This window comes from Chloroflexus sp., from assembly GCF_034432675.1.
Classification (GTDB): Bacteria; Chloroflexota; Chloroflexia; order Chloroflexales; family Chloroflexaceae; genus Chloroflexus.
On record NZ_DAOUBI010000073.1, the window covers coordinates 1 to 25,188 of the forward strand.

27 protein-coding genes are annotated in these 25,188 nt (G+C 55.0%); 18 read left to right on the top strand and 9 right to left on the bottom strand.

Annotation, left to right across the window (positions count from 1 at the left end; all coding sequences use genetic code 11):
- The 3 genes from VAE55_RS05820 to VAE55_RS05830 all read left to right on the top strand — a co-directional run.
- A partial coding sequence (locus tag VAE55_RS05820; protein ID WP_322814858.1) for a hypothetical protein occupies positions 1 to 195 on the top strand: 195 nt, incomplete at its 5' end.
- A gap of 322 nt (positions 196 to 517) precedes the next feature.
- Positions 518 to 1,504, top strand: coding sequence for a hypothetical protein (locus tag VAE55_RS05825; RefSeq protein ID WP_322814859.1), 987 nt, complete (start codon positions 518 to 520; stop codon positions 1,502 to 1,504).
- A gap of 147 nt (positions 1,505 to 1,651) precedes the next feature.
- Positions 1,652 to 2,359 (top strand): CehA/McbA family metallohydrolase, encoded by a 708-nt coding sequence (locus VAE55_RS05830; protein ID WP_322814860.1) that lies wholly within the window; start codon positions 1,652 to 1,654, stop codon positions 2,357 to 2,359.
- Between the two features lie 259 nt (positions 2,360 to 2,618).
- Here VAE55_RS05830 and VAE55_RS05835 read toward each other — a convergent pair whose 3' ends face one another.
- Positions 2,619 to 4,499 (bottom strand): hypothetical protein, encoded by a 1,881-nt coding sequence (locus VAE55_RS05835; RefSeq protein WP_322814861.1) that lies wholly within the window; start codon positions 4,497 to 4,499, stop codon positions 2,619 to 2,621.
- Between the two features lie 395 nt (positions 4,500 to 4,894).
- Between VAE55_RS05835 and VAE55_RS05840 the strand changes: the two genes are divergently transcribed.
- On the top strand, positions 4,895 to 5,038 hold the full coding sequence (locus tag VAE55_RS05840) for a hypothetical protein (RefSeq protein WP_322814862.1): 144 nt from the start codon (positions 4,895 to 4,897) through the stop codon (positions 5,036 to 5,038).
- Positions 5,039 to 5,504: 466 nt separating this feature from the next.
- On the opposite strand, the gene VAE55_RS05845 is transcribed toward VAE55_RS05840, so the two are convergent.
- From VAE55_RS05845 to VAE55_RS05875, 7 genes are all read right to left on the bottom strand, one after another.
- On the bottom strand, positions 5,505 to 6,329 hold the full coding sequence (locus tag VAE55_RS05845) for an SDH family Clp fold serine proteinase (protein ID WP_322814863.1): 825 nt from the start codon (positions 6,327 to 6,329) through the stop codon (positions 5,505 to 5,507).
- A 21-nt stretch (positions 6,330 to 6,350) separates the two neighbouring features.
- Entirely contained in the window at positions 6,351 to 7,049 is a 699-nt protein-coding gene (locus tag VAE55_RS05850; RefSeq protein WP_322814864.1) for a rhomboid family intramembrane serine protease, read from the bottom strand.
- 244 nt (positions 7,050 to 7,293) lie between these two features.
- On the bottom strand, positions 7,294 to 8,922 hold the full coding sequence (gene clcA, locus VAE55_RS05855; RefSeq protein WP_322814865.1) for a H(+)/Cl(-) exchange transporter ClcA: 1,629 nt from the start codon (positions 8,920 to 8,922) through the stop codon (positions 7,294 to 7,296).
- A gap of 318 nt (positions 8,923 to 9,240) precedes the next feature.
- Positions 9,241 to 9,720 carry an SRPBCC family protein gene (locus VAE55_RS05860; RefSeq protein WP_322814866.1) on the bottom strand — a complete coding sequence of 160 codons (480 nt, stop codon included), beginning with the start codon at positions 9,718 to 9,720 and terminating at the stop codon, positions 9,241 to 9,243.
- A gap of 11 nt (positions 9,721 to 9,731) precedes the next feature.
- Positions 9,732 to 10,397 carry a hypothetical protein gene (locus tag VAE55_RS05865; protein WP_322814867.1) on the bottom strand — a complete coding sequence of 222 codons (666 nt, stop codon included), beginning with the start codon at positions 10,395 to 10,397 and terminating at the stop codon, positions 9,732 to 9,734.
- Positions 10,398 to 10,782: 385 nt separating this feature from the next.
- On the bottom strand, positions 10,783 to 12,057 hold the full coding sequence (locus VAE55_RS05870) for a hypothetical protein (protein WP_322814868.1): 1,275 nt from the start codon (positions 12,055 to 12,057) through the stop codon (positions 10,783 to 10,785).
- Between the two features lie 36 nt (positions 12,058 to 12,093).
- A complete protein-coding gene (locus VAE55_RS05875) occupies positions 12,094 to 12,843 on the bottom strand; it encodes a VOC family protein (RefSeq protein ID WP_322814869.1) in 750 nt (249 codons plus the stop codon).
- Positions 12,844 to 12,978: 135 nt separating this feature from the next.
- On the opposite strand from VAE55_RS05875, the gene VAE55_RS05880 reads away from it, so the two are divergent.
- The 13 genes from VAE55_RS05880 to VAE55_RS05940 all read left to right on the top strand — a co-directional run bounded on the left by VAE55_RS05880 (position 12,979) and on the right by VAE55_RS05940 (position 23,993).
- Positions 12,979 to 13,971, top strand: coding sequence for an MDR family oxidoreductase (locus tag VAE55_RS05880; RefSeq protein ID WP_322814870.1), 993 nt, complete (start codon positions 12,979 to 12,981; stop codon positions 13,969 to 13,971).
- The gene (locus tag VAE55_RS05885) at positions 13,968 to 14,474 is read left to right on the top strand and encodes an arsinothricin resistance N-acetyltransferase ArsN1 family A (RefSeq protein WP_322814871.1); all 507 of its coding nucleotides are present in this window, start codon (positions 13,968 to 13,970) and stop codon (positions 14,472 to 14,474) included. The genes VAE55_RS05880 and VAE55_RS05885 overlap by 4 nt, the downstream gene beginning before the upstream one ends.
- Before the next feature lie 137 nt (positions 14,475 to 14,611).
- On the top strand, positions 14,612 to 15,652 hold the full coding sequence (locus VAE55_RS05890; RefSeq protein ID WP_322814872.1) for a phosphate/phosphite/phosphonate ABC transporter substrate-binding protein: 1,041 nt from the start codon (positions 14,612 to 14,614) through the stop codon (positions 15,650 to 15,652).
- A 59-nt stretch (positions 15,653 to 15,711) separates the two neighbouring features.
- Positions 15,712 to 16,497, top strand: a complete 786-nt coding sequence (gene phnC / locus VAE55_RS05895; protein WP_322814873.1) for a phosphonate ABC transporter ATP-binding protein — start codon at positions 15,712 to 15,714, stop codon at positions 16,495 to 16,497.
- Positions 16,487 to 17,275 carry a phosphonate ABC transporter, permease protein PhnE gene (gene phnE / locus VAE55_RS05900; RefSeq protein ID WP_322814874.1) on the top strand — a complete coding sequence of 263 codons (789 nt, stop codon included), beginning with the start codon at positions 16,487 to 16,489 and terminating at the stop codon, positions 17,273 to 17,275. Before phnC ends, phnE begins: the two co-directional genes overlap by 11 nt.
- Positions 17,275 to 18,102 (top strand): PhnE/PtxC family ABC transporter permease, encoded by an 828-nt coding sequence (locus tag VAE55_RS05905; RefSeq protein WP_322814875.1) that lies wholly within the window; start codon positions 17,275 to 17,277, stop codon positions 18,100 to 18,102. The genes phnE and VAE55_RS05905 overlap by 1 nt, the downstream gene beginning before the upstream one ends.
- Before the next feature lie 4 nt (positions 18,103 to 18,106).
- A complete protein-coding gene (phnG, locus tag VAE55_RS05910) occupies positions 18,107 to 18,526 on the top strand; it encodes a phosphonate C-P lyase system protein PhnG (RefSeq protein ID WP_322814876.1) in 420 nt (139 codons plus the stop codon).
- Positions 18,526 to 19,161, top strand: coding sequence for a phosphonate C-P lyase system protein PhnH (gene phnH / locus VAE55_RS05915; RefSeq protein WP_322814877.1), 636 nt, complete (start codon positions 18,526 to 18,528; stop codon positions 19,159 to 19,161). The genes phnG and phnH overlap by 1 nt, the downstream gene beginning before the upstream one ends.
- Before the next feature lie 35 nt (positions 19,162 to 19,196).
- Complete coding sequence (locus VAE55_RS05920) at positions 19,197 to 20,357, top strand: carbon-phosphorus lyase complex subunit PhnI (protein WP_322814878.1); 1,161 nt, start codon at positions 19,197 to 19,199, stop codon at positions 20,355 to 20,357.
- Between the two features lie 6 nt (positions 20,358 to 20,363).
- Positions 20,364 to 21,230 carry an alpha-D-ribose 1-methylphosphonate 5-phosphate C-P-lyase PhnJ gene (locus VAE55_RS05925; protein ID WP_322814879.1) on the top strand — a complete coding sequence of 289 codons (867 nt, stop codon included), beginning with the start codon at positions 20,364 to 20,366 and terminating at the stop codon, positions 21,228 to 21,230.
- Positions 21,220 to 22,062 (top strand): ATP-binding cassette domain-containing protein, encoded by an 843-nt coding sequence (locus tag VAE55_RS05930; protein ID WP_322814880.1) that lies wholly within the window; start codon positions 21,220 to 21,222, stop codon positions 22,060 to 22,062. The genes VAE55_RS05925 and VAE55_RS05930 overlap by 11 nt, the downstream gene beginning before the upstream one ends.
- Positions 22,063 to 22,077: 15 nt before the next feature.
- On the top strand, positions 22,078 to 22,764 hold the full coding sequence (locus VAE55_RS05935) for a phosphonate C-P lyase system protein PhnL (protein ID WP_322814881.1): 687 nt from the start codon (positions 22,078 to 22,080) through the stop codon (positions 22,762 to 22,764).
- 209 nt (positions 22,765 to 22,973) lie between these two features.
- Positions 22,974 to 23,993 carry an alpha-D-ribose 1-methylphosphonate 5-triphosphate diphosphatase gene (locus VAE55_RS05940; protein WP_322814894.1) on the top strand — a complete coding sequence of 340 codons (1,020 nt, stop codon included), beginning with the start codon at positions 22,974 to 22,976 and terminating at the stop codon, positions 23,991 to 23,993.
- Here VAE55_RS05940 and VAE55_RS05945 read toward each other — a convergent pair.
- Positions 23,931 to 24,449 carry a hypothetical protein gene (locus tag VAE55_RS05945; protein WP_322814882.1) on the bottom strand — a complete coding sequence of 173 codons (519 nt, stop codon included), beginning with the start codon at positions 24,447 to 24,449 and terminating at the stop codon, positions 23,931 to 23,933. The two genes, VAE55_RS05940 and VAE55_RS05945, sit on opposite strands and share 63 nt — an antisense overlap.
- Positions 24,450 to 24,704: 255 nt before the next feature.
- Between VAE55_RS05945 and VAE55_RS05950 the strand changes: the two genes are divergently transcribed.
- Positions 24,705 to 25,124 carry a hypothetical protein gene (locus VAE55_RS05950; protein WP_322814883.1) on the top strand — a complete coding sequence of 140 codons (420 nt, stop codon included), beginning with the start codon at positions 24,705 to 24,707 and terminating at the stop codon, positions 25,122 to 25,124.
- Positions 25,125 to 25,188 lie beyond the last annotated feature (64 nt).

Sequence of the window (25,188 nt, forward strand, 5' to 3'; positions counted from 1 at the left end):
GATACATCGCTGGTGAAGTGCGCCGGAGGTGTGCGCTCCCGGCTACGCCAGACGATGCGTCACGGGTCACGAACCGGTACGGGAGTCCGCTGCGACCTGTGTCTGTTCGTAAGCACGGCTGGCGCGGCAGCATGGCTGCCGCACTCCACACTGCGCGGTACGGGCAATGCTGGCTGGCAACGGTATCCGCTCTAACACTGGCTGGTGATATACCGCTGGTGAAGCGCACCGGAGGTGTGCGCTCCCGGCTACGCCAGGCGATGCGTCACGGGTCACGAACCGATACGGGAGTCCGCTGCGACCTGTGTCTGCTCGTAAGCACGGCTGGCGCGGCAGCATGGCTGCCGCACTCCACACTACGCGGTACGGATAATTCCGGCTGGAAAATGGCATTCTCTCAAAAACGTGAGCCTCCAACAGTTGTTCAACTCCCTGTAATCTTTCGGTGATGAGAACGTCAACCATCATCGTTCGTAGGGATGAAGCCGTTTTGTCGGTGACCCATAAGGAGACCCCTATGACGATTATTAACCGTTCACGCCTTACCATCTTCGCGCTGTTGCTGACTGGTATCCTGGGGAGTATTGTCGCGATTTGGAGCTGGTCGGCCAATGCCCAAACCGCCAGTCTCACTGTTTCACCAACTGTTGCCCGGCAAAACACGACGGTGACGCTGTACGGCAGTGGTTTTGTGCCCGGCGAGAAGGTGAGTATCTGGATTACCTATCCCGACTACACGGTCTATGGGGTGACGGTGCTCACCATCGATGAGCGTGGTCAATTCAGTCACCCGTACTTGCCCGATTTTCTCGGCGCAACGTTTACCCCAACCGGACGCTACACTTACACCGCTCGTGGCTGGCAGAGTGGTCGCGAAGCCTACGCCAGTATCGAGGTTGACATTGCCCCTGCACCCGGTACTACGGACGGTGTTCAATTGACGGTTGATCGGGCAGTACAAACGCAAGGCAATATCTTCACGTTCAGCGGTAGTGGGTATAAACCCGGCGAGCGGGTTGCACTCTGGTTACGGTATCCGAACAACGCAGTTGCCGATCTCAGTGTACAGATTGCCGATGGTCAGGGGCGGATTGGGCTGGCAATAGACAGTAACGGTGTACCGGTCGGTCGGTATGCGCTGACAGCACGCGGCTTGCAGAGTGGTGGTAATGGTATCGTTGAGTTTGAGGTACAGATTGGTGATGCTCTCCGTCCACGCGGTACTGCCGGGTTGGAGGTAGGACCGGGCAGCAGTCAGCAACGCAGTGCAGTGTCATTACGCGGTACCGGTTTTCTCCCCGGCGAGGTGATTACGATTTGGGCTACCCGGCCTGACTACTCGACCGAGTGGCTCAGTGATGTGACGGCAGCAGCCGATGGTTCGTTTACAACTGAACTATACTTGAGTGAGCAGAATCCGGCCGGGCGCTACGCTTTCAGTGCGTATGGTAATCGGAGTGAGCGACGGGCAGTGGCTGAGTATACGCTGCTTCCGGGTCGCTAATTGTTTACCTGTTGTTTATCTGCGCTTGATCCATTCATCACAAGTTCTTGAACAAAGCGGGCTACACTAAGTACGGCAAAGATATCATGATCGTATGATCAGGGTTGAAATGTCTGCCGCATCACAGAACAAGAGGGAGTGTAGCCCGTGGACGCACTACTCACCGCTGCCGATCTCCACATTCATACTACAGCCAGTGATGGTACCGCCTCGCCAGAGGCGGTTTTATCGTATGTAGCAACCGAAACCGATTTGCGGGTGATTGCGATTACCGACCACGATACGCTACGCGGAGCAGTCTACGCCCGTGAACGGGCATCGCACTATGGCATTGGCGTGATCGTTGGCTGTGAAATCTCGACGCGCAGCGGCCATTTGCTGGCACTGTTCATTGAGCAGCCAGTTCCGGCGGGTCTGAGTGTTACAGAGACCGTCGCACGGATTCATGATCAAGGTGGCATGGCTTTCGCTGCCCATCCTTTCGGCATGCTGGTACCTTCTATCGGACGACGGCACCTGCTTGGCCCGGAGCGGACTGATGTTGATTGGATGCAGCTTGACGGTATCGAGGTCTTCAACGCCAGTCTGTGGAATCCGATGAACAATGAGCGAGCGGCCCGGTGTGCTCAGCGGTGGGGTTTAGCACACATCGGCGGTAGTGATGCGCATAATCTTACAATGATTGGTGCCGGGCGCACGCTCTTTGCTGGCACCGGCGCAGCCGATCTGCGGCGGGCATTACAGCGACGTGCTACGCTGGTGCACGGCAGGTATTGGGGATGGCGCGGGGTTGCCAGTGTGGTTCGCGAGCGTGTATGGCGACAGTTCGGGCGACCAGTCGAGTCTGTATCATAACCCAGGTTGCAACCTTACATCACCATAGAGACACAGAGGATGGGCACTATCCAGGTTGCCACCTCAGAGCGTGACGGAGCGCATCTACAGGAACTGGCTGCACCCACATAGTTTACACAGGTACGTTCGACAGTGTTGTGCGCGGCTTCGTGCTGTTCACATAGCGGTCAGTCTTACGTGGCCGGCTCACAGCGTAGGTGGCAACTTGGATTACCATAAATGTGTGACCATGGGCTGGCCCGAGCGCAGACGCTGTTGTTTAGCGTGCCCACTCACCAATCGCCGGCCCGGTCTCGAAAAAGATAGCAGGTAACAGATTCAGCCGTCGGCTCAGCCAGGGCAAGGTAGTTTGCAGCAAGTGACGACGCACGTGCGGCGGAAGCAACGTACCGGTCATTGGGCCAATGTGCGCTACCCCAGCGCTTTGACGGCGAAGCCGCGTGATAATCCAGGCTGCCAGCTTTGCTCGGTGCCAAACCAGGGCGGGTGAGCGTTGCCAGGTGGCAAGGAAATCGGTCAGTTCATCAAGTTCGAGTGGCGGGAAGTCGGTGCGCTCACCCCAGTGTTCCCTGTGGTGCTGGATGGCCGTGACCAGTGCCTGCGCCGCGGCATCGAGTACAGGACGCCGACGTGATTTCACCGCTGCCGCCAACGGCAACAGGAACGCCCGTGTGCGCCAGGCGATTGTCAGCGCATCGTGCAAATATACGAGACTGGTCACGATCTGTTGGGCCTGAGGGTCCGACGAGGGAGCTGTAGCGGCGACGTGATCGCGAAGACGCTGCGCCTGCTGCACTGCCTGTTCAGCCTGGTTTATCACCGGCTCGATGGCAGTCAGCGATTCGGCAAGGTATACCCAGACCGGCAGTGCCGCAGTGGGATGCATCCACCAGACCCAGAGCAACGAAGGAGTCACCATCCCTTTGACGTTTGTCAATGCCGGTAAGCGTCCGAAATACCACCCCTCTTCGATCAACTGCCCAGAAACGAGATAAGCGGTTGCAACAGCTTCGGCAAATGGCGGACTGTAGTTCGCCAGTCGCTGCGTAAACCAGGTGCGCACGAAAGCTTCGCCATCAATATCAGGGTGACGGGCAAGTGCTGCAGTCAGCGCACTGCTGGCTTCAGTCCAGAGGTTCCAGCCGTTTGGTCCGAGCGTCGCCCCCCCACCACCCCAACCACCGGTGCTGTTCCATGCCCAGATACCCACGCACTGTGGACTGGTTGCTGCGCGGCGGATCGCAACGCTGTGCAAATGAACCACACTAGCCGGAACCAATCCAAATAACTCATATTCGCGACGATTCTGCACCTCGACCAGTTGACGAGGGCCGGGCAAGCCCAGGGTTGGATTGGGCGGCAAGAAACGAAAGAAATCAGCCGGTGTATGTTTGATCGAAACCAGGAGATGTGGATCATGCTGATCGGCAAATACTGCCGCATAGCGGGTCGGCGATGAGATAAGATCACCCGCCTTACCGATTCCCAATGTCCAGGTGCGTATGACAAGGTAACGATCAAAGGTTACACATACTGGAAGTAGGGTTGCAATTAGATGACGGATCGTTGCTACATCGTGATATAGCAGGTGACCGGTATAACCGGGAATGTTATGAGCGCCACCGGTCTCACCGATCCGGATTATCACCCCCTGAACCATTGGCAGGGCGGAAAAGAGATCGATGAATGCGGCCTGATTGATCGCTGCCAGACGAGGATTATCGGCAGTGAGCGCACCGGCGACCTTGCGCAACTCAGAGGTCATCCACTGCATATCAGTAGTGACGTAGACCGACATCCCACGGTTCGCCGCCTCAGTGAGAAGTGGCCACAACGCCTGCCGGTAGGCCATTGCCCGTAGCCGAAAAGGGCTATCGGGTGCATAGTATTGCCGGGGTGCCTGATCGAAGGTCACCAGGTGCGCCAGGTTGTCGATCACAATACCAGTGTAGCCCTGAGCCTGCACCGCGTCCAGATACACCAGGGCTCGCTCAACGCCACGTTGCAGGCGAGCCTGATCAACGTAAGGAGGAGCGGGTATATCTATTTGACTGAACGGAAATGACGACCAGTTCCGCACCGGCGCAGACTGATCGACGAATGGACCACTAATGTCTACCAGACGAAGTGCGAGCGGCATTGTCAATCACCGTTACGTCGTAGTTAAGATGTTGTTAACTGAGTATTATATTGTGTTGATACCAGATTTCAAGCGGAGATTGCTTATTGAACATTCACAGTTTGTTAGCGGTGTCTTAATGAAGAAGAGTGCTACCGGGTGTGCTATCAGCGAGCCGTTGGTGGGGGCACGCTGACTGGTTCTGTGCATTCTGTTGCAGTGCCCGGGTAATGGGTGGTAAGTGTAGTACGCTGGTGCTGTGTCCGGTAGTGATCGGCGACACGCCTCTACCCTAACCCGTCCCCGCTGGGGGCAGGAGGCGCCGGGGCAGGGTGGTTCCCGCTGTTGCGATCTGATGCAGGGGCGTGAGGCACTGTTGGTAGCGCTCCGGAGGCGTGCGCTCCCAGTGTGTCCAGATGAGTAAGCCGGAGGTGCGCAATCCCAGTGGTGAACGTAGTACGCTGGTGCTGTGTCCGGTAGTGATCGGCGACACGCCTCCACCCCAACCCGCCCCCGCTGGGGGCGAGAGTCTGTGGTGTGATCCTACTGTCGCGATCTGATGCAAAGGCGCGAGGCACTGTTGATAGTGCGCCGGAGGAGCTCACTCCCAGTGTGCCCAGATGAGCGCACCGGAGGCGTGCGCTCCCAGTGTGCCCAATGAATGTGCTCTACGCGCAGGTCGTTCTCGTGGCCCGCAGGGAAACCGCTATGACCTGTACCGAATCGTAAGTACGGCTGGCGCGGCGGCCATGCTGCCGCACTCCAAACCACGCGCTACGGGCAACCCGATCTGGAAACGGCATCCTCCCCGAAACGTGGTTTAACAGCGTGCGAAGCGAAAACGCCGGTTCTGCACCAGGATGTGATGGAAGGGTGATCTCGGATCACGGGTTGTGAACGCTATTACACCGGGTCTGATACAAGGAGACGATAGTGTTCTCAATACCGGGCGAGAAGGAGCTGGTGAAGAGCGATTAGCGTCTCGCTCTTCACCCAAAGTACAGATGAAGCCATCACCGATGTGCGTCAAACACTCGACTGACGTGAGCGCGGTGCTGGGATATACTCAACCGATGGCCGGCGCTGAGCCGTTTGTGGGTAGAGTGCCATGATCTGGTAAATCTCTTCTGGCATTTCAGTGCTGATCGGTAAACCCAATTCGCGGGCTTCGCTAACCGTAATCGGATAATCGTGTGTCCATACCCCACTGGACAGGGTGTGAGCCACTTCTTCGGCCCGCTCAACCGGCATCTTGTCACGCAATAGCTCACAAACGGTGCGCTTCACCTGGCGAATAGCCTTTTCGGCAATATCGGCCATCATCAACGTCTCGTCATCAATCTCGCTCAGTGGTTTGCGTTCAAGAACACTCAAGATCGAAGCGGCTGGATGTTGGCCCAACTGTGGATCAACCGGCCCCAACACGGCATTCTCGTCCATCACAATCTCATCGGCAGCCAGCGCAATCAAGGTTCCGCCAGACATTGCATAATGCGGAACGAAGACAGTTACCTTTGCGGCGTGTTTGATGAGGGCACGGGCAATCTGTTCGGCAGCCAGCACTAATCCACCCGGCGTATGCAGGATCAGATCAATCGGAATATCGCGATCCGTCATCTTAATCGCCCGTAACACTGCTTCAGAGTCTTCGATGTTGATATAGCGTACCAGTGGAAAACCGAGCAGACTCATGGTCTCTTGACGGTGAATCAAGACAATCACCCGACTCTTACGCTTGCGTTCCAACTGTTCGAGCAGACGCTGACGTGCGGCGTCGAGCATACGCTGCCTGATCACCGGCTGCAACGATGAAATGATGAAGAACAACCACAACAGTGACAAGAAATCCATACCACGCTCCTCACATTACACTCACCAGGGATAATACTCGTCCAGATAGTAGCGCCGTACATAACGCCGCTGCCGAAACAATGGGGCCAGCACTAGCCCAGCCACAAATCCACCAATGTGCGCCCACCACGCTACGCCTCCCATCTCCTGAACATCGATGATGATGGAGAAGAGACCATTTGCCAGTTGCGAAATAAACCACAGACCAAGGTACACGATAGCCGGTACTTCGACCAGCCACGGCAAGAAGAAGATCGGTATCAGGGTCACTACCCGTGACGTCGGAAAGAATAGCAGATACGCTGCCAGCACACCACTCAACGCACCACTGGCGCCAACGGTAGGGATCGGCGAGGTCGGATTGAAGAGGATGTGAGCAAATGCGGCGGCTACGCCACACAGCAGATAGAAGATCAGATAACGCTGACTCCCCATCCGATCTTCCACATTGTCGCCGAAGATGTAGAGGGCCAGCATATTGCTGAAGAGGTGAAACCAGCCGCCGTGCATAAACATTGAGGTGAAAATGGTGAGTAGTTGGGTGGGATCGAGTGGACTGGCAAGAAAGCGCGCCGGGACGAGGGCCAGGGTCGCGACCCAGGCTTCGGTAAGCCGATCATTCCCGACCATCAACAGGAAGACGATAACATTCGCTGCCAGCAATGCCCAGTTCACTGCCGGAAATGTACGGGAAGGGATGGTGTCTGTAAGGGGAAGCATACGGTTCCTTTCTGCCAGTCTTAGTCCCTGGCGGTTTACACAAGACGGTTCTCCTAACACCTACCCAGACAATGTCTGTAGAAGTCTATTCGATGGTTGAACGAAAGCAACGCATTCGTTTGCATCAGGTTTTTCGGCCAGTAACCAGATGGATATTGGCGAATACAAACAGATTGCTTAACGTAGATGCGCGTCTGTATGGTAAAGCATCTGACCGACAAGGTGTGCGATATGCTTGCTGTGTTTACGTCATTTCGGACACCGATATTTCCGCTGCTGAGCATCCTTTCTCCAGGATAGAGATGCCATGGACAGCCGTCGGAGCGACTAATACCGTCAGATGCATATGTGGTTCCAGACGGGTGTAAGCAGTAGCAACCCATTCCCGGTTTCCATCGCGACAGCGGACAATAATGCAGCCCGGTGGCAGGCCCAGCTCCCGAATCGTCTTGCCGGCGAAGGGGGCACCGGGTGCTACGGTAAATTCGCGCACGACCGGTTCATCGAGCTGGTATTCATTTTTGGTGCGCTGTAAGTCACGGCGGAGCAATGCTTCGTAGATCGGTCGATCCCGAAACACTTCAGTTACAACATATGCCAGAAAACAGGCGATCAACAATGGCAGTAACTGGTTGTAATTACCGGTCATTTCAGCTATCAGTACAATTCCGGTAAGTGGAGCACGCACAATAGCGGTAAACAGAGCCGCCATGCCAACAACACCAAACACGGTTGGATCAGGAACGAATGCCGGCGCAATGTGGTGTGCTGTAGCACCAACACCATAACCGATCAGGCCACCTAATACCAGCAACGGCGCAAAGATTCCTCCGGGCGCACCAGTTGCATAACTGCTCATCGTCAGGGTAAAGCGGATCAAAAGCAGAACTGGTATGAAGGTAAGACCGATCTGACCAAGCAACACCTGTTCGGTAAGGTGATGACCACCACCGATCACATCGGGCATCCACCACCCGACGAGGGCAACCACGGCGCCCACTATAGCAGCATAAAAGAGTTTCTGGCGATGGCGTAACCTGTCGGTATACGCCAATGTTCGCATTAGAACGTTATTAAATACCATTCCCGCCAGACCACACACGATGCCGAGCAGCGCAAAGACCGGTAAGGTAGACAGCGGCTGAATGGGATGACCAGGAATGGTAAACACCGGTAGTTGTCCGGTGAAAAATCGGGTAAAGACATTTGCAACCACTGCAGCAACAAATGCAGCACCAAAGACGGTGGGGCGAAAATCGCGCTGCAACTCTTCGAGCACGAAAATCAGGCCGGACAGCGGTGCATTGAAGGCCGCGGCTAGCCCGGCACCGGAGCCAGCAGCGATCAGCGTGAGGCGCTCGCGTGGTCTACTGTGTAGCAGATCAGCCACCCCACCACCAATTGCACCACCAATCTGCACACTTGGCCCTTCCCGCCCTAATGTCAAACCACCACCAATTGCCAGCGTCCCACCAATGAGCTTTACCGGAATGATTCGCTGCCAGCGCAGATCTCGTAAACGATGCAATACCGCTTCAATATGAGGGATACCGCTTCCACTAGCTTCTGGCGCGTAACGATGCGTCAAACAAACCGCCAGGGTCGCACCGCTAACTGTCCATAAGACCGGTATCAGCCAGCCGACGAACGGCTGTTGATGGCTCCACTCAATAAGCGTTGTGCGCGTGCTATCACCAACGCTGAGCATCCAACGGAACAATGTTGTGCAGATTCCAGCTAATAAGCCAACCAGCATTGCCAGTGGTAACAGGCGCCGTCGTTGGCTTCGCCGATCTAAGTATTCGGCTAACTCACCGGCAACTGTTCGGGTATCCGCAACGGGATTGTTGTCTGAAGCAGAGAAGGTTCGCATACGATGCTAACCGTTTCCAGTCGATATAGAATGACAATAACATTAACCAAAGTTGCTACCTTTATCACCACAGAGGCACGGATGAGGCAGCGGATGGGTACTACTCCGATTGCTACCGTGAGGTGTGTTGTAGCACGTCCGTGGGGAGTGGCTGCTTCCCGAATCTGCGGCTACGCCATACAGTGATGAGTGCAACGTCGTGTTGTTCATCATGACAGTCAGCCTCCATGGCCTGCTCACCGCATAGGAGGCAACTTGGGTTAACGATAATATTATGGATATGTGAATCCAACTCAGCGGTTAAACACACAGATTGTGTCACAATGAACGGCGAGCCACCTCTCGCTGCTCACATACCTGACGTAAGCACACCATTTGGGCCTGGGCGTCCAGCTTCATCAATGGGGCAACGGTCAACGGCCAGATCAGATCAAGCCCAGGGACAAGTAACCGATATTCAACCCGGTTATGGATCAGCGTTTGATCGGATCGCTCTTGCCAGGGCAGCCACTGCCAGGCATCGAATCCCTCCCAGAAACCGTCGAATGCCCACAGCACCAGTCCAGGGCGACGTTCCACGACTACGTAACCGGCTTCGAGTAGCGGCCCAACCCCGGTAAGGCGCAGCCGCCAGCGCGCTCCACGCTCAAATTGCCAGCCATCGAGCGGTGTGAATTGAACTGCCGGCGACATCCAGCGTTTCATCAACGCCTCGTCGGTCATCACTCGCTCAACCCGTTCCATCGGGGCGGTGACAACGACAAACTCCTCAAGCAGATAGGGAAATGGTGATTGCATCGGTTACCCTTTCACGAACCTGACGCCAGCGACCAGATACCGAAATTGTCGAAATGGACTTCGACCCCACCTTCAGCATTGTAACAGGCCGTCGAGACACCTACCCGCCCTGCACCCAGGGTGTTGTCGCGCAGATCGGCAGCCAGCGCATCGTTGATGAACAGCCGAATCCGCTCACCCTGTCTGATCACCCGTAACCGATTTTGATCGCCCACCGTCGTGATACGGCGCGGGTCGCCTTCTGCCAGGATGACCGGCTCACCTTCTGCCAGGATGATGGAGAGACGATAGTAGTCGATAAAAAACTCAAACTTGTAGAAACCAACGTTGCGTTGTTGAGCAAAGATCAGGCCGCAACTACCGTCACCGCCGCCACGGGCAATCCGACAATCAACTTCACCGATAAAGTCGGTGAATGAACTCAATTCGTACACTTCGTATGACGTATCCTTGCTTGACCATAAGACCTTAAAAACCCCGTCTTCGATCAGGTTAAGCTCAATGTCCTGGAAGACACCGGTAAACCAGGCATTGCGGTTATCAACAAATTCATCGTAGAAGACGCGCTGAGCATCGGCAAAAAGGGCTGTTAATTCAGCTTGCAGTGCCGTGGCTGTTTGCGTAGCAGCCATTTGCACCAGCGCCTGGGCTGTACGCGCCTGAGCGGTCTGTGTCACGGACACAGTGTTGGATGAGGTAGATTGACTATCCACACTCCTGATAGCGGTGGGCGATGGCGGGAGTGATGTCACTGACGCTGTGGGCGCCACCAACGGGGCAACTGGCGAGCGACGGCTCATCCAGGTGACGAGAGCAGTGCCACCTATAACGAGCACCAGTATGCTCACAACAAGGAAGATTGTTGTTTGCCTGCTGTTTCGGATAAAGGACGGTATCATTGCTGATAACGTCGTGCCGGTTGGAACCACTGCTGTTTTTGATAGTTGCGTGCCACAGTGAGGGCATACCCGTACATCGTGTGGCACTACTGAACTGCATTGTGGGCAAGAACGTTCTTGTGACATGGTTTTATGTATACTTGCATCGCACGTGAGTGCTCTTCTACCCGCTGCGCACACCACCCATACTGACACCGGCCAGGCTGCCACCGATAACCGTTACCGGTACGCCGGCCATTGACTCATATTCCATAGCAATCCGTTTAATATCAGCTTCGGCATCACTATGGGCAAAGACGACCAGTGTTGCCTGTGATGCGGCAACCGGTTGGCGCACACCGAACACGGTCGAACTGCTCATCCGGGCGGCAAGGGCATCGGCGTGGGGGTCGGTCAAACCGAGTGCAGCCTGCTCCCAATGGCTCTGCGTCAGTAACTCACCGATCAACCGCAGATCGTCTTCGCGCTGGGTGCGATTTGCCGCTGCCCGCAGCAGGGCCAGAATAAGGCGTGTACGCTGTTGCTCGGCAAGGGCAAAACCTGCCAGCGCCGGCAAAGAGTAGCCTGCGTTTTGTTCGCCGAACACATCGGGACGCGCAGTCAATGCAGCGAGCAGACGATCACGGCCATCGCGAACAAAATCGGTTAGCTTCAGCGCAGCCAGCCTGGTGCCGGGTTCACCATGGACAATGCCCCCCTCGCCGATGATCTGATCGAGAAGCGCCAGTGTTGCTCGCAACCGTGATGGCAGTTGACGCGCCTCCTCGCCAACGCGCAGCGTCCAGATTGCGCAACCTGGAGGAAGATGGACACTCCCACCAATTGAGGCTGTGTGTGGTTGGACAACCATTACTTCGTTTGCCGGGGCGCAGACGGTGGTCAGCGTACCGATGAGGTCGAAGCTGCGACTGTCGATCTGCCGCAAGCCTTCGGCACAGGTGATCGCCAGTTCGCGTGGCGCGAGATGAACCCGATATGCTGATACCAGCGCCTGAGCAAACGCTGCAATGGTGGTTGCGGAGCCACCCGGCGACGCCTGTGGCTGTAACAGGACTTTGGCCCCTCCACCGAAGCGAACAAATTCTTCCCGCATCAGGGCAACCCAGGCCATCAACGCCGGTTCCCACCACGGACTGCGGGGTGGACAGTGACGGTCGATTTCGTTCACGGCGTCGGCGTATTCACGTGGTCCACCTGGCAGGAACAGAGCGGTGCAGGGGATCGAGTCGGTGCGCTGACCAACCCGAATCCGAATGATCGGTTCGGGATCGGGCTGAAGGGCCACCAGCACACCACCACCGGTTGGCCAGAGTAAGGTTTGGATACCGGCTTCAGCGACGATCCCACCCGACAGATCAACCCATCCCGGTGCCCGCACCAGTGTAATCGAGCGGTCGCGATCAAAAAACCTGCCCCTCTCGGCACGTACTTGCTGCATGAAACGATCAAACTCAGCCGCCACGAATGCATTATCCTACACTACACGGGAAGCCATAATCGCTGCCCCAAGCGTCGTCGTGAGATCGGGAAAGCGCAACCCCTTCAACGTAATGGTACAAATGCCCTCGCCGCGACGAGCCAATCGATCAAGTACTTGGTGATCGCCTGAATCAGGGCCGCGCAGCACAATCTCACTCTCACCCAGCGGAATCCGTGCTTCAGCCGGGGCCACCTGTGGCGTGATTCCTAACAGCATCGCATAACGACCGGCACTCGCCACTGGATCAACCACCGCCACTATCACCTCGGCAATTCCCCGTGCACCATTTGTGTGACCCCAGAAATCGGCATCGGGTACGCGCAGCGAACGGTCGGTCACATCACCGCACAAAAACGGCAAATCAGGGCTGGGTGGCCAGGCCGTCTCCCAGGCCAGACTCAACCCATCGGGGCGGATGCGCCCGCCAGCTACCGGGCCATTCATGATCAGCCCACGGTCGGCTGCCGCAGCGACGGCAATTGTGGTATTGACCGGCAACAGAGCAAAATCGATCAACCCCGGCCCGGCAGCGACGTGTCGCCACCAGCGATGTTCAGGGGCAGGTCGGCGAAATGCGAGTAGTTCGAGGTAGGTACCGTCGGGGAAGCCGATCAGGGCATTGTGGGTCGCACCATCGGCGTGTTCGCCACCCGGCGCAACGACAAATCCGGCAGCGGTGTATGCCGCTACCGCCGACGACAACTGCTCAACCAAAATGACCACGTGATCAAGCGCATGGATCATACGAACTCCGTGACGGGTAATAAGGCGGTTCCAGTTGGCAAAGATTCCTTCCTTCATTATAATCGACAGTACAGCATGCAGATGATGGTTCAAAAAGAGTGACTCTCTCCGATGAAGAGCAAAGGAGCCAGCGAGATGAGCGAAGAACGCTTTACAGCACTGGTCGTGGAAGAGGGTAGCGACGGTCGGCGGGTGGAGTTTCGCGAGCTACCGCTCAGTACCCTACCTGCCGGGGACGTTCTGGTCAAAGTTGCTTATTCGACCCTCAACTACAAAGATGGTTTGGCAATTACCGGTAAAGGCAAAATCTTGCGCAGCAGCCCATTAGCACCCGGCATCGATTTTGCCGGTACCGTTGTTGAGTCTGCCGATCCGCGTTACCGTCCTGGCGATCCGGTTGTGTTGACCGGTTGGGGCGTTGGTGAGCGACACTGGGGTGGCTACAGCCAGTATACCCGGGTCAAAGGTGAATGGCTGGTGCCATTGCCAGAGGGTATGAGCCTCAAGCACGCCATGACTATCGGCACAGCAGGATTCACAGCAATGCTGTGCGTGCTGGCGTTAGAGCGGCATGGCTTCATCCCTGGGCGGGAAGTCCTCGTGACCGGTGCCGCCGGTGGGGTGGGTAGTGTTGCCGTTGCTTTACTGGCCAAGGCCGGGCATCAGGTTGTGGCTGCAACCGGTCGTCCTCAAGAAGAAGCCTATCTGCGTGAACTGGGAGCAAGTGCCATTCTCGACCGCAGTGTGCTCAGTGGCCCTGGCCGACCACTCGAAAGCGAACGCTGGGGCGGTGCGGTAGATACGGTCGGTGGTGCCGTGCTTTCCGGCGTCTTGCGCGCTATGGCGATGCGCAGTGCGGTTGCTATTTGTGGGAATGCCGGTGGCGCTGAGTTTACGACGAGCGTCTACCCCTTCATCCTGCGCGGCGTGACCATGATCGGCGTGGAGTCGGTGATGGTGCCGCGTGAAGAGCGCCTTACGGTCTGGGCGCGATTGGCGCACGATCTCTCACCCGATCTGCTGGAACGGATGACAACCGTTATCCCCTTCGCCGACCTACCGGCGTATGCCGAACAGATTACCAACGCCCAGACTCGTGGACGGGTGGTGGTGGATGTGAACCGATGAATAGTGTTTTTACGCGCATGGCAAACCCACACGATGCGGCAGCGATTGCTGAAATCTACAACCAGGGCATCGCCGACCGCATCGCTACCTTCGAGACCAATGCCCGCACTGCGCAAGATGTGGCGGCCTGGTTCAACGACCGCTTTCCAATCGTGGTGGCGATTGTTAACGATCAGGTGGTGGCCTTCGCCGCTACGTTTCCATACCGGGCCCGTGAATGTTACGCCGGTGTCGCCGAGTTTTCGGTGTACGTGGACCGTGAGTGGCGCGGACGAGGCATCGGTCGGCTGACGATGCTGGCCCTGCTCGAAGCAGCGAGCCGGGCCGGTTTCTGGAAATTGCTTTCACGGGTCTTTGTGGAAAATACGGCCAGTCGGGCGATGCTAGCCTCCGTTGGCTTCCGTGAGGTTGGTATCTACGAGAAGCATGCCCGTCTCGATGGTCGCTGGCGCGATGTGGTGATTGTTGAGCGGTTGATCGAAGAGAATGTACGCAATGGGTGAATGCCTCCTAATCAGAATTTCAGCAATTCTTATGAAAGAGTATATATTTATAATTTTTACATAATATAAGCTGCCTAGACTGTGTAAGGCGATGCAAAGGTATCGCCTGATTCCCTCTAGCAAGGAGAAATTTCGTTATGCGGTCTATGCAGCTCTTGTTCGTGATCTTGGCGGTAGCTGTAGCATTAGCAGCGTGTGGGAATAGTGGGACAGCGTCGAATCCAAATTCACCAATCATCATCGCATGGTTACCAAACGAGTCGGGTGCAGAGCTGAAAGATGCTCGCGAGGCAATTGGTGCAGTGATCAGCGAGACCCTTGGCCGTCCTGTCGAGCATCGGACAACAACCGATTACCTGATTGCAGTCGAAGCGCTGGCGAACAACACTGCCCATCTCGGCTTCCTCGGTCCAGAAGCCTACGTACAGGCACACGACAAGAACAACAAAGTCATCCCACTCGTCATTCCAAGCGGCAGTGATGGTCGGTTAGAGACGGCCGTTTACCACAGTTGGCTGGCCGTCATGCGCGGTCAGGAAGGAAACTATCAGGAGAACGGTATCTTCAAGATTGACAATATCCAGGGCAAGCGCTTCTCCTTCGTGTCTAGCAGTTCCACATCGGGCTTCCGTGTACCATCATCAGTTATTGTCAAGTATTTCAGCACACAGGATAAATGGAAGTCGCTGAAATCGGATGACCTGATTGAAGGTGGTGCAAATAAGTTCTTCAGCGAAGTTCTGTTCGGCGGATCACATCAAGGTGCGGCCATAAACCTGTTGTCGGGCAAAGTCGATGTTGCCTCGTTCTGCGACGCCTGTGTGTATAACTACATTGAACTGGTCGAAGGTGAGGAGAATCGACCCGGCGCGGTATACCGCGTACGTGAGAAGGCTGATGAGCCATTTGACAAGTTTCCCGGCGCTGAATTTGTGATCATTTCTTCGACGCCGGTGCTCAACTCTCCCTTCGTGGTTAACAGCAGCATGTTGAGCGCTGATGAAATTGAGCGCTTGCAAGATGCATTGACCTCGGATGCTGTAGCGAACAATCCTAAAGTATTCGCTACGAAGGAAGAGATAGACGCCGGCTTCAAACCACTTTTCCGCAAGACTAACGCCGAGCGTTTTCTGGTTGTCGATGACGCCTTCTTCAATCCAATTCGCGAACTGCGCTAAGTTACGCATTCGGATTGAAGCCGACATAACATCCTACGCCATTTTAAGAGGAGATGAGCATGCCTTTGCTTGAAGCAGACGCTATAACTAAGCGCTACGGCACCGAAACGTTGGCTTTGAACGAGATTACCTTCGCGGTACAGCCCGGCGAATTCGTTGCCATCATTGGCCCCTCCGGCGCCGGCAAATCAACGCTGCTCCGCTGTATTAATCGGCTCATTGATGTGACCAGTGGTGACATTCGGTTTGACGGAGTTAGTGTTCCTAAGTTACGCGGTCAGGAACTCCGCCACCATCGCACGAAGATCGGCATGATCTTTCAGCACTACAATCTGGTTAATCGTCTCAGCGTACTGGAAAATGTTCTGCACGGACGCCTAGGGTACAAGAATACGATTCAGGGCATTCTCGGTCTTTATAGTGAACAAGAGAAACGAGAGGCTGTTCGTATTCTGGAAATGTTGGGTCTGAAAGAGCAGATATACAAACGTTGTGATCAGTTGAGTGGTGGGCAGAAACAACGGGTTGGTATTGCTCGTGCACTGGTTCAACAGCCACGCATGTTGTTGTGTGACGAACCGATAGCTTCACTCGATCCGAGTTCAGCCAAGATCATCATGGACACGTTGCGCGAGATTAATCGAACGTTGGGTATTACAGTCCTGGTAAATCTGCACCAGGTCGACGTTGCTCTCCACTATGCAGAACGCATTATTGGTATCAACCGGGGAAAGATCCTCTATGACGGAGTACCCCAGGCCCTGAGTAATGCACAAATCTATCAGATCTACGGTTCAGAAGCCGGTGAACTTATTTTGGATTTGAAAGAGCGCTATGCAGCCTGAAACCTTCTTTCGACGGCGCCACATGCAGTCGATACTCTTCTTCGCGACAATCTTCAGCTTCACATATGGGAGCATCCTATTTACCCAATTTGATGTGGTAAGGGGGCTACTTGCTGTGCCGCAATCGTTTGCCTGGGCAGTTAGCAACTTTATCCCGGATGCACGAGCCTGGTTACGTTTGCCGACAATTCTGACCAGATTACAGGAAACTGTACTGGCAGCAATCGCTTCTTCGAGCATTGCTGCGGTTTTCGGATTAGGACTGGCGATCCTCGGTGCGAATACGACCCGTCCGCATCGATGGTTTAGCTTGCCGGCTCGTGCTATCGCCAGCATCTTTCGTAATATTGATGTTTCGGTTTGGGCCCTCATTCTGCTTTTCTCGTTCGGACAGAGTGGGTTTACCGGTTTTTTCGCGCTCTTTTTCGTCTCACTAGGCTTTATCACCCGCGTTATGATCGAAACTATCGATGAGGTTGGGACTGAGCCGGTTGAGGCACTCCGGGCAACCGGCGCAAATTATGGTGCCATCATCAGCCAGAGTGTTATTCCATCCTGTCTTCCCCAACTGATTAGCTGGTTGCTCTACATGATCGAGACCAATATCCGCAGTGCTACCCTGGTCGGCATTCTAACTGGAACCGGTATCGGTTTTTTGTTCGATCTCTACTTCAAAAACTTCAATTATGGTTCGGCCAGCCTGGTCGTGCTGGTGACAGTAGCAGCAGTTCTGCTGATTGAAACAGTATCGAATTACATTCGAAGGATCATTCTCTGATGGAAGCCACCCAACCCGTGCGCATTCGAGTACGTCCGGCCAATAAGGCGCATCTGGTCATCCAGGGGACACTCATTGTGCTGAGCATATTGACCATCTACGGTTTGCTAACTCTTGACACGCGCAATATTGATCCCGTAGCCGCATTTAGTGATATGCTCAATAGTTTTCGCATCGTCTTTCTCGAAGCGCGTCTGGATAACCTAAGCTGGTTTGAATTATTACGCGAGTTGCTAATTACTGTCTGTCTCGGTTTGCTGACAACTGTGTTTGGCGCCGGGATCGCCTTTTTTCTTGCACTCTTAGCAGCTCAGAATCTCGCTCCACTGCTCGTAACTAACGTGGTGAAGGCTTTGATGGCTTTCATCCGTGCAGTGCCAACAGTGCTTTGGGTCTTATTTTTTGCCGTAACAACCGGTTTGGGCAGTGTAGCAGCGGTTATTGGCATGACCTTTCATTCGATCAGTTATCTAGTGAAAGCGTATGCCGAAACATTTGAAGAGCTTGATCCGGGCATTCTGGAAGCCCTACGAGCCTGCGGTGCCAACTGGTGGCAGACCGTATTTCAAGCGGTAACGCCGTCTACGGCTTCTGCCCTACTCTCGTGGACATTTGTGCGCTTTGAGATTAATTTTTCAGTCGCGATTGCGATGGGTGCAGTTGCCGGTGCCGGCGGGATCGGATTCGATATGTTTATGGCAAGTTCCTTCTATCTTAATCTCCGTGAACTTGGTATGTTCACGTATGCAGTGCTGATTTTTGCGATCTTGCTCGAATGGGGTGCAACCCACCTAAAAGCGACGGTTGGAAAGACAGAACAGAAGTGACACCATGTTAACGCTATCGCATGTTCTCAGTTGCAGTCCACCGCACCTGGTTTGTGAATTGGCCGATCACGTGATGGCATGTTACGACCGGCACGCGATCCGCTGTATTAGCGGCCCCCGCTATGTGCTGGTGCAGTTGCGTATGCGCGACGGTGTGGCCGAAACCCTGTTCAACGCCGGTGAGGTTCTGGTCACCGAAACCCGCCTGGAGCTAAATGGCCAGTTTGGGTTTGGAATGGTCATCGGACGTGACCCCGATCACGCCACGGCCCTTGCCATCCTGGATGCCGCTCTCCGCATGCCAGGTGATCCCCATGCCGATCTCAGGTCGAAAATTGCCGCACTTGGGCATCAGCTTGGCACGGCGTACGAACGCCGGTTTGCCGCCGCCGCTGCAACGCGGGTAGATTTTGAGACATTCTGATGATGACTATTGTCGCTTCGCAACCAACGCCGATTGAACTGTTTAATAGTCGCGCCTTCCGGGTATTGCTCAATTGTCTAGCCCGTCCGGGAAAGATCGGCCAGCTCCCGCCACCGCCCTACAGTGACTTACCACCACTACCCGACGGCAGGCCGCCGAACACAACGGCAGTAGCTACCTGTCTGAGCCTGCTTGATCAGCGAGTGAGTTTTGGGCATGCGTTTGAAAGCAGATGGCTCACCGACGATCAGCCGCTGACTCGTTGGATCACACTCCGTAGTGGTTCACGAGTGGTTGAACTGGCTATCGCCGATTTTGCCCTGCTGTACGATACCGCCAGTATGTCGCTTCTAAGTGAGCTACCAGAGGGATCGATGATCTACCCAGAACAGAGCTGTACAGCGTTTCTCTGTGTATCAGAGCTGGTCGCTAACGGTCGCACTTTCCACCTGACGGGGCCAGGTATTGCCGATGTTGCCACTGTTGGGATAACATCTCATTATTCTATGAATATCGATCTATTGGTTGCCCGGCGCAATCGCTTTCCGTTGGGGATCGATCTTTTTCTCATTGACGACAGTGGTCACTGCCTGGGTATACCACGCACAACCCGAATACTCATGACAGCGAGCTGATCCATCCATCGTGGCCTGACCAAAGAGGAGCAACTATGGGATACGTTGCCGTTCGTGGCGGTAGTGAAGCCATCAGCCGTGCCGAGGAGCTTGTCACCTGTTTACGGCTGTTGGGTGGCAGCACCCCTCTCCAATTACCCCAGATTCGCGATCAACTGCGACATGCGGTGAGTCGGGCGATGCACGAAGGTGCGCTCTACGCACCATTATTAGCCGCGCTGGCTCTAAAACAGGCCGAGGGAGATAGCATCGAAGCAGCGTTTCTCCTACGTGCCTACCGCACAACGCTTCCACGGGTAATGGCGTCGCTTCCGGCTTCTGGACGCGACATCTTGTGCCTAAGCCGCACTTCGGCTTCTTTCAAGGACATTCCCGGCGGTCAGATGTTGGGACCGACCAGCGATTACCTTATCCGGCTGCTACAACCTGATCTAGCTCACGAAACTATTGTCGATGTTGCACGTGCTGCTGAACGGTATGATGCGCTTATTGATAAGGGCGGGCTACGTTCTGGTGAATGGGGACGGTTTCCCAAAGTTGCCGATTATATGCGGCAGGAGCAGATGATCGTCGATATTCCAGCCGATATTGATGAAACGGAACCGTTCGACATTACTCGTGAACCGTTGGTCTTCCCCTGTCCGCGCAGTGCCCGGCTACAAGCGCTGATGCAAGCCGACACCGGTAGTCTGATGTGTCTGGCGTACAGTAGCGTGCGAGGGTATGGTGACGCTCATCCGTCACTGGTGGAAGTGCGTTACGGCTACCTGGCCATTCAAGTCGCGCACCCGCTTACCGGCGAACCGGTAACCATTGGCGAGATTGAAGTTACAGAGACTGAGGTTGCCTCGAAAGCACATAGCGTCACCGGCCACACCGGAACACCGCGTTTCAATGTTGGATACGGCTTCGCCTTTGGGCAGAGTGAGCTGAAAACTATGAGTATGGCTATTCTCGACAGTGTGCTGACACAGGCTCGTGCCGGCAGTCTGGCGGGTGAGTCAGGCCCTGCCGCTAATGAGGAATTTGTTCTACTGCACACCGATGGTATTGAGGCCAGCGGTTTCGTGGCACATTTCAGGCTGCCACATTATGTCACGTTTGCTGCCGATCTCAGTGTGCTTGACCGGGCCCGTGATCACGCACAGCAACAGAGTCGCCTGTACCGGTTGGTTGATCAAGCACTTACGGAGTAAGGTGTGATGGTGAATGAATCTGCCGACCAGTTGTACAGTTTCGCACTTCTTGATGAAGATGCGAAGCGCGAAATTCGACGGAGCCTGCTCAAGGCTGTTGCGCTCCCCGGTCACCTCATACCTTTCGCCAGTCGCGATCTGCCGATTGCACGCGGCTGGGGCACCGGTGGGCTTCAGATCACGCTATCAATCATTATGCCGGATGATACACTGAAAGTCATCGACCAGGGTGATGACGAAAGTGTGAATGCCGTCAACCTACGGCGATTGATTCACCGCCTAACTGGCGTGGCTACCACCACCGATACGGCTGCGGCGAGCCTAATCCAGACCCGCCACCGTATTCCCGAAGAACCGCTACGGGCCGATCAGATTTTGGTCTTGCAGGTGCCGATGGCCGATCCACTGCGTTGGGTCGAACCCAACCTCGAACGTGCGATCACTATGCACGGTGAAGCCGATTATGGCAAGATGTGGGTTTATCTGTATGAGAGTGTTGTCCGAGCAGGCGATCTACGGATTGCCAGCCAGTACCCGGTTATCGTGAATCACCGCTACATGATGGACACAACCCCCATTCCACGCTGGGATGTCCCTAAACTAAATATGGCCGAGACGCTCTATCTGTTCGGTGCCGGTCGCGAGAAGCGGATCTACGCTGTACCGCCGCATACGCAGGTCGAACCGTTGCAGTTTGAAGACTATCCCTTCCGCACTGAGTATCGGCCTGGTCAACGCTGTGCGCGTTGTGGCACCGAAAACACCTTCCTGATATCACATTTTGTTGCTGATGCAAATGGCGAACGTTGGGAGATGACATGTTCCGATGTTGCATTTTGTGCTAAACGACAGGGTGAACAACGTGATCGATGAAGACTGGATTTTACGAGTGGATCATCTCTACAAACACTTCGGCCCAACCTGTGCCGATTGTCACCAGCTTACCGGCCCCGCACAGGGACGCTCCCGTTGTCCATGTTGTGGCACCGTGTGGGCATGTGTGGACGTGAACCTACAACTGGCCAAGGGCGAAGTCCTCGGCATCGTTGGTGAGAGTGGCAGCGGCAAAAGCACACTCTTGCAGATGATCCACCTGACTGTACAACCCGACCGTGGTCATATCTGGTATCGTGCAAACGGCGAGATGGCACACGACCTCACGGCCCTGAACCGCTACGAAGTACGGCTTTTTCGGAATACCCACCTTGGTATCGTCTACCAGCGACCAGAGCTTGGGCTGAACATGCGCTTTTCGATAGGCGGGAATGTAGCTGAAAAGCTGCTTCTCGCTGAATGGCGACACTTCGGTCGTATTCGTGCCCGCACCATCGAATTGATGGTGAAAACCGAGCTTCCCTCTGAACGCATTGACGATGAACCTCACACGTTTAGTGGTGGGATGCTCCAACGCGTTCAGATCGCCAAGGCGCTGGCCAGCCGACCCACGATCCTGCTCCTCGATGAAATCACCAGCGGTCTGGATGTGTCAGTACAGGCCCGCATTCTCGACTTGCTGCGTCGTATTCAGTGGGAAGATCGCATCACTATGCTACTGGTGTCACATGACCTCGGCGTCGTCCGTCAATTAGCCCGACGCACCATTGTGATGAAGAATGGCCACATTGTTGAAGCCGGTCTTACCGATCAGATTCTGGAAGATCCGCAGCACCCGTACACCCAGTTGCTTGTCTCTTCAGCCCTGTAGAGGTGATCTCTGTCTATGCAGCCACTACTCGAAGTAGAGAATCTAGTTAAATCCTTTACCCTGCACCTAATCGACGGTCGCACAATTACACCGGTGCACGATGTGAACCTGACAGTGCATGCCGGCGAACACCTTCTCATTTATGGTCGCAGTGGAATGGGCAAAACCAGCATTCTGAAATGCATTTATCGCACCTGTATCCCCGACTCCGGTCATATCTGGTTTTCCTCACAACAATTTGGGCGGATTGATCTCAGACTGGCGGCAGACGATGTCATCTTGCGTCTCCGTGAACGTGAAATTGGGTTCTGTTCGCAGTTTTTGCGCGTTCTGCCACGGGTATCGGCCCTCGACACTATCTGTGAACCGCTCTACCGGCAGGGAATAGATCGCACCACAGCCAGACATATTGGACAGGAATGGCTGGAACGGCTGGGTATTGCCCGGTCGCTATGGCCGGCCAGCCCGATCACGTTTAGTGGTGGTGAACAGCAGCGCATCAATCTAGGTCGGACATTCATTGCTCGACCACGGCTGCTCCTGCTCGACGAACCTACCGCCAGCCTTGACGAAGGAACCAAACGGATTGTGATCGAGATGATCCAGGCTGCCCAACACGACGGGACAGCGATTATCAGTGTCTCTCACGATCTGGCCGGGCTAGGGGCGTATGCCGACCGCAAGTGGACGTTTAACGAGTGAGGTAGTGTGTGCATTTTCTGCTAGCAAACGCAACCATCGTATTGCCTGACCGAGTCGTCGACAGAGGATGGGTGCTGGTTGAAAACGGTAAAATCGTCTCAATTGGGCAGGGCAGCTATCCGCAAATGCCAACCGTATCCCAATTCGATCTCAGTGGTTCCTAGCTGCTGCCCGGCCTGATCGATCTGCACTGTGATGTCATTGAAAAACTGGTACAGCCGCGTCCCGGAGTTGAAATTGAGGTCGGGATTGCGCTCCACGCTGCGGATCGGCTCTTACTCGGTTGTGGCGTCACCTGCCAGTTTCATGCGCTGTCACTGGATGATGCTGAATTTGGTGTCCGAAGCGAACGCTTCGTCTACGATTTTCTTCACCGCCTGTCCAGCGAACAGCACTGCGGTGCACGGCACCTGGTACACGCTTGGGTCGAGATCAGCAGTGATCACGGCCTGGTTGCTCTTAAGACGATTGCCGGTCATCCATTTTTACGCCTGGTCTCGATCATGGATCACAGTCCAGGCCAGGGCCAATACACGACAGAAGCTGCTTTTCGGGCCTATGTAGCGCAGACGACCGGACGCAGCGCTGATGAAATTGATGAAATTCTGGCCCGTAAACGGGCCGCACAGGCTGATATTCCGTATCGGATTGATCAGGTGGTGCAGATCGCCCGCGATCATAGCTTACCGATAGCCAGTCACGACGATGACTCGCCGGAACGTATTGCCCAATGGGCGGAATACGGCGTCCACATTGCCGAATTTCCCACTACGATGAGTGCAGCACGGGCTGCCTATACGAGTGGGATGTCGGTTGGCATGGGAGCGCCGAACGTTCTGCGTGGCAAATCGAGCGGTGGAAATCTGAGCGCACTGAGCGCGATTGAAGTCGGTGTTGTCGATTGGCTCTGCGCCGACTACTATCCGGCCTCGCTCCTACCGGTCATCTTTCGCCTGGCTGATCGCGGCACCCTGAGCCTGCCTGCCGCAGTCGCCCTGGTTAGCTACAACCCGGCACGGGCGGTTGGCCTCGATCACATCATTGGTAGTATTCAACCGGGCCGCAGCGCCGACCTCATCTGCGTGCGCCTGATGCCAGACCCGGTTGTCCAACAGGTATTTGTCGCCGGCATACCAGTGTATACGTGGGCAGAACAGCACAACCTCTTACCCTTCGCCCACCACCACCGGTTGGACAAACCACTGCCGCCACCAGGTCCAAACCTGTAACAAGGCCCAACGAATAAGCCCTTCAGGAGCAAACGCACATAACAACGCAACCGGAATGCCACTGAGCCATCGCCCCCACTCCGGTGGTGGCATGCCATCTATCGCCAGCATACCGGTGTAGCGAATGCTGTAGCCGTTGAAGATACCGATAGCCTCGATCCCAACCAGGGCCAGCCAGAAGATCAGGGCCGAGATACCCCAGCGGCGGGTCAGCGTACCGGTTGGCCACAAGATCATTTCAAACAGGCTGATCAGAACATACCCTACACCGAGCAAGATGATAGTGACGTAACCGCTACTCTGTAAGGTAGAAATGAGCCAGATGACAAAGCGTTGAAAACCTTCACTATGACCGAGCAGCCATTCGGTTATCAAGACATTGCTTCCGAACCACCATAGCCCGGCCAGTGGCAGCAGAAGGACGATCAGAAACGGTTTGAGATAACGCATAGACATGTGTACACGGTATCAAAAGCATGCATCTGGTATCAGTATACTGCAATACCGGTGTGCGATGATGAGTGTATCGTCAATAGAGCGGCGATCAGACAGATGAGCACGAAGCAAGGAGTTTCCACGCTTACCTGTCATCTGGATCATCGCGTAGTTCGACTTTCCAGTCCACGTCCATTACCCTGCACTGCATTGCAGGAAAACGCAGTATAATGCATAATAGAGTGTAGTTCATAGTTTGTCCACGTAACAATGCCTATGCCAGCTTTTACTGATACCCTTGACCGAGTGTTTGACCGGTTACTCTTCCTCTCACCGCCACCTCCATCAACCGAAGTACCGCTGAACGATGAGGTGAGTGACGAGGAAGCGGAAGTGGTACCGGCAACGCCAGGCGAACGAGCCTTTAGTTTCTCACTCTTCATCTCGGCGACCCGCTGCACGCTTCAGTATGTGCTGCTACCGGTGGTATTACCGCTGATCGGGTTGACGACTGATATTTCACTCCCCCTCGTTATTGTGCTCGATCTACTGGCAATAACTATGCTCGTGCGCAGTTTGCGCTACTTCTGGCAAACCCGTCACCCACGCCGGTTTGATATGCTGCCACTCTCCAGCGTTATTCTGTTCATCATTCTCTTCTCATTAGGATTCGATGTGTGGCAACTACTGACCTGATCGCCAGATATGTAACTGATCGCACCGATGCCTGCTCCTGCTTGATAAATTATTTTTTCATCCA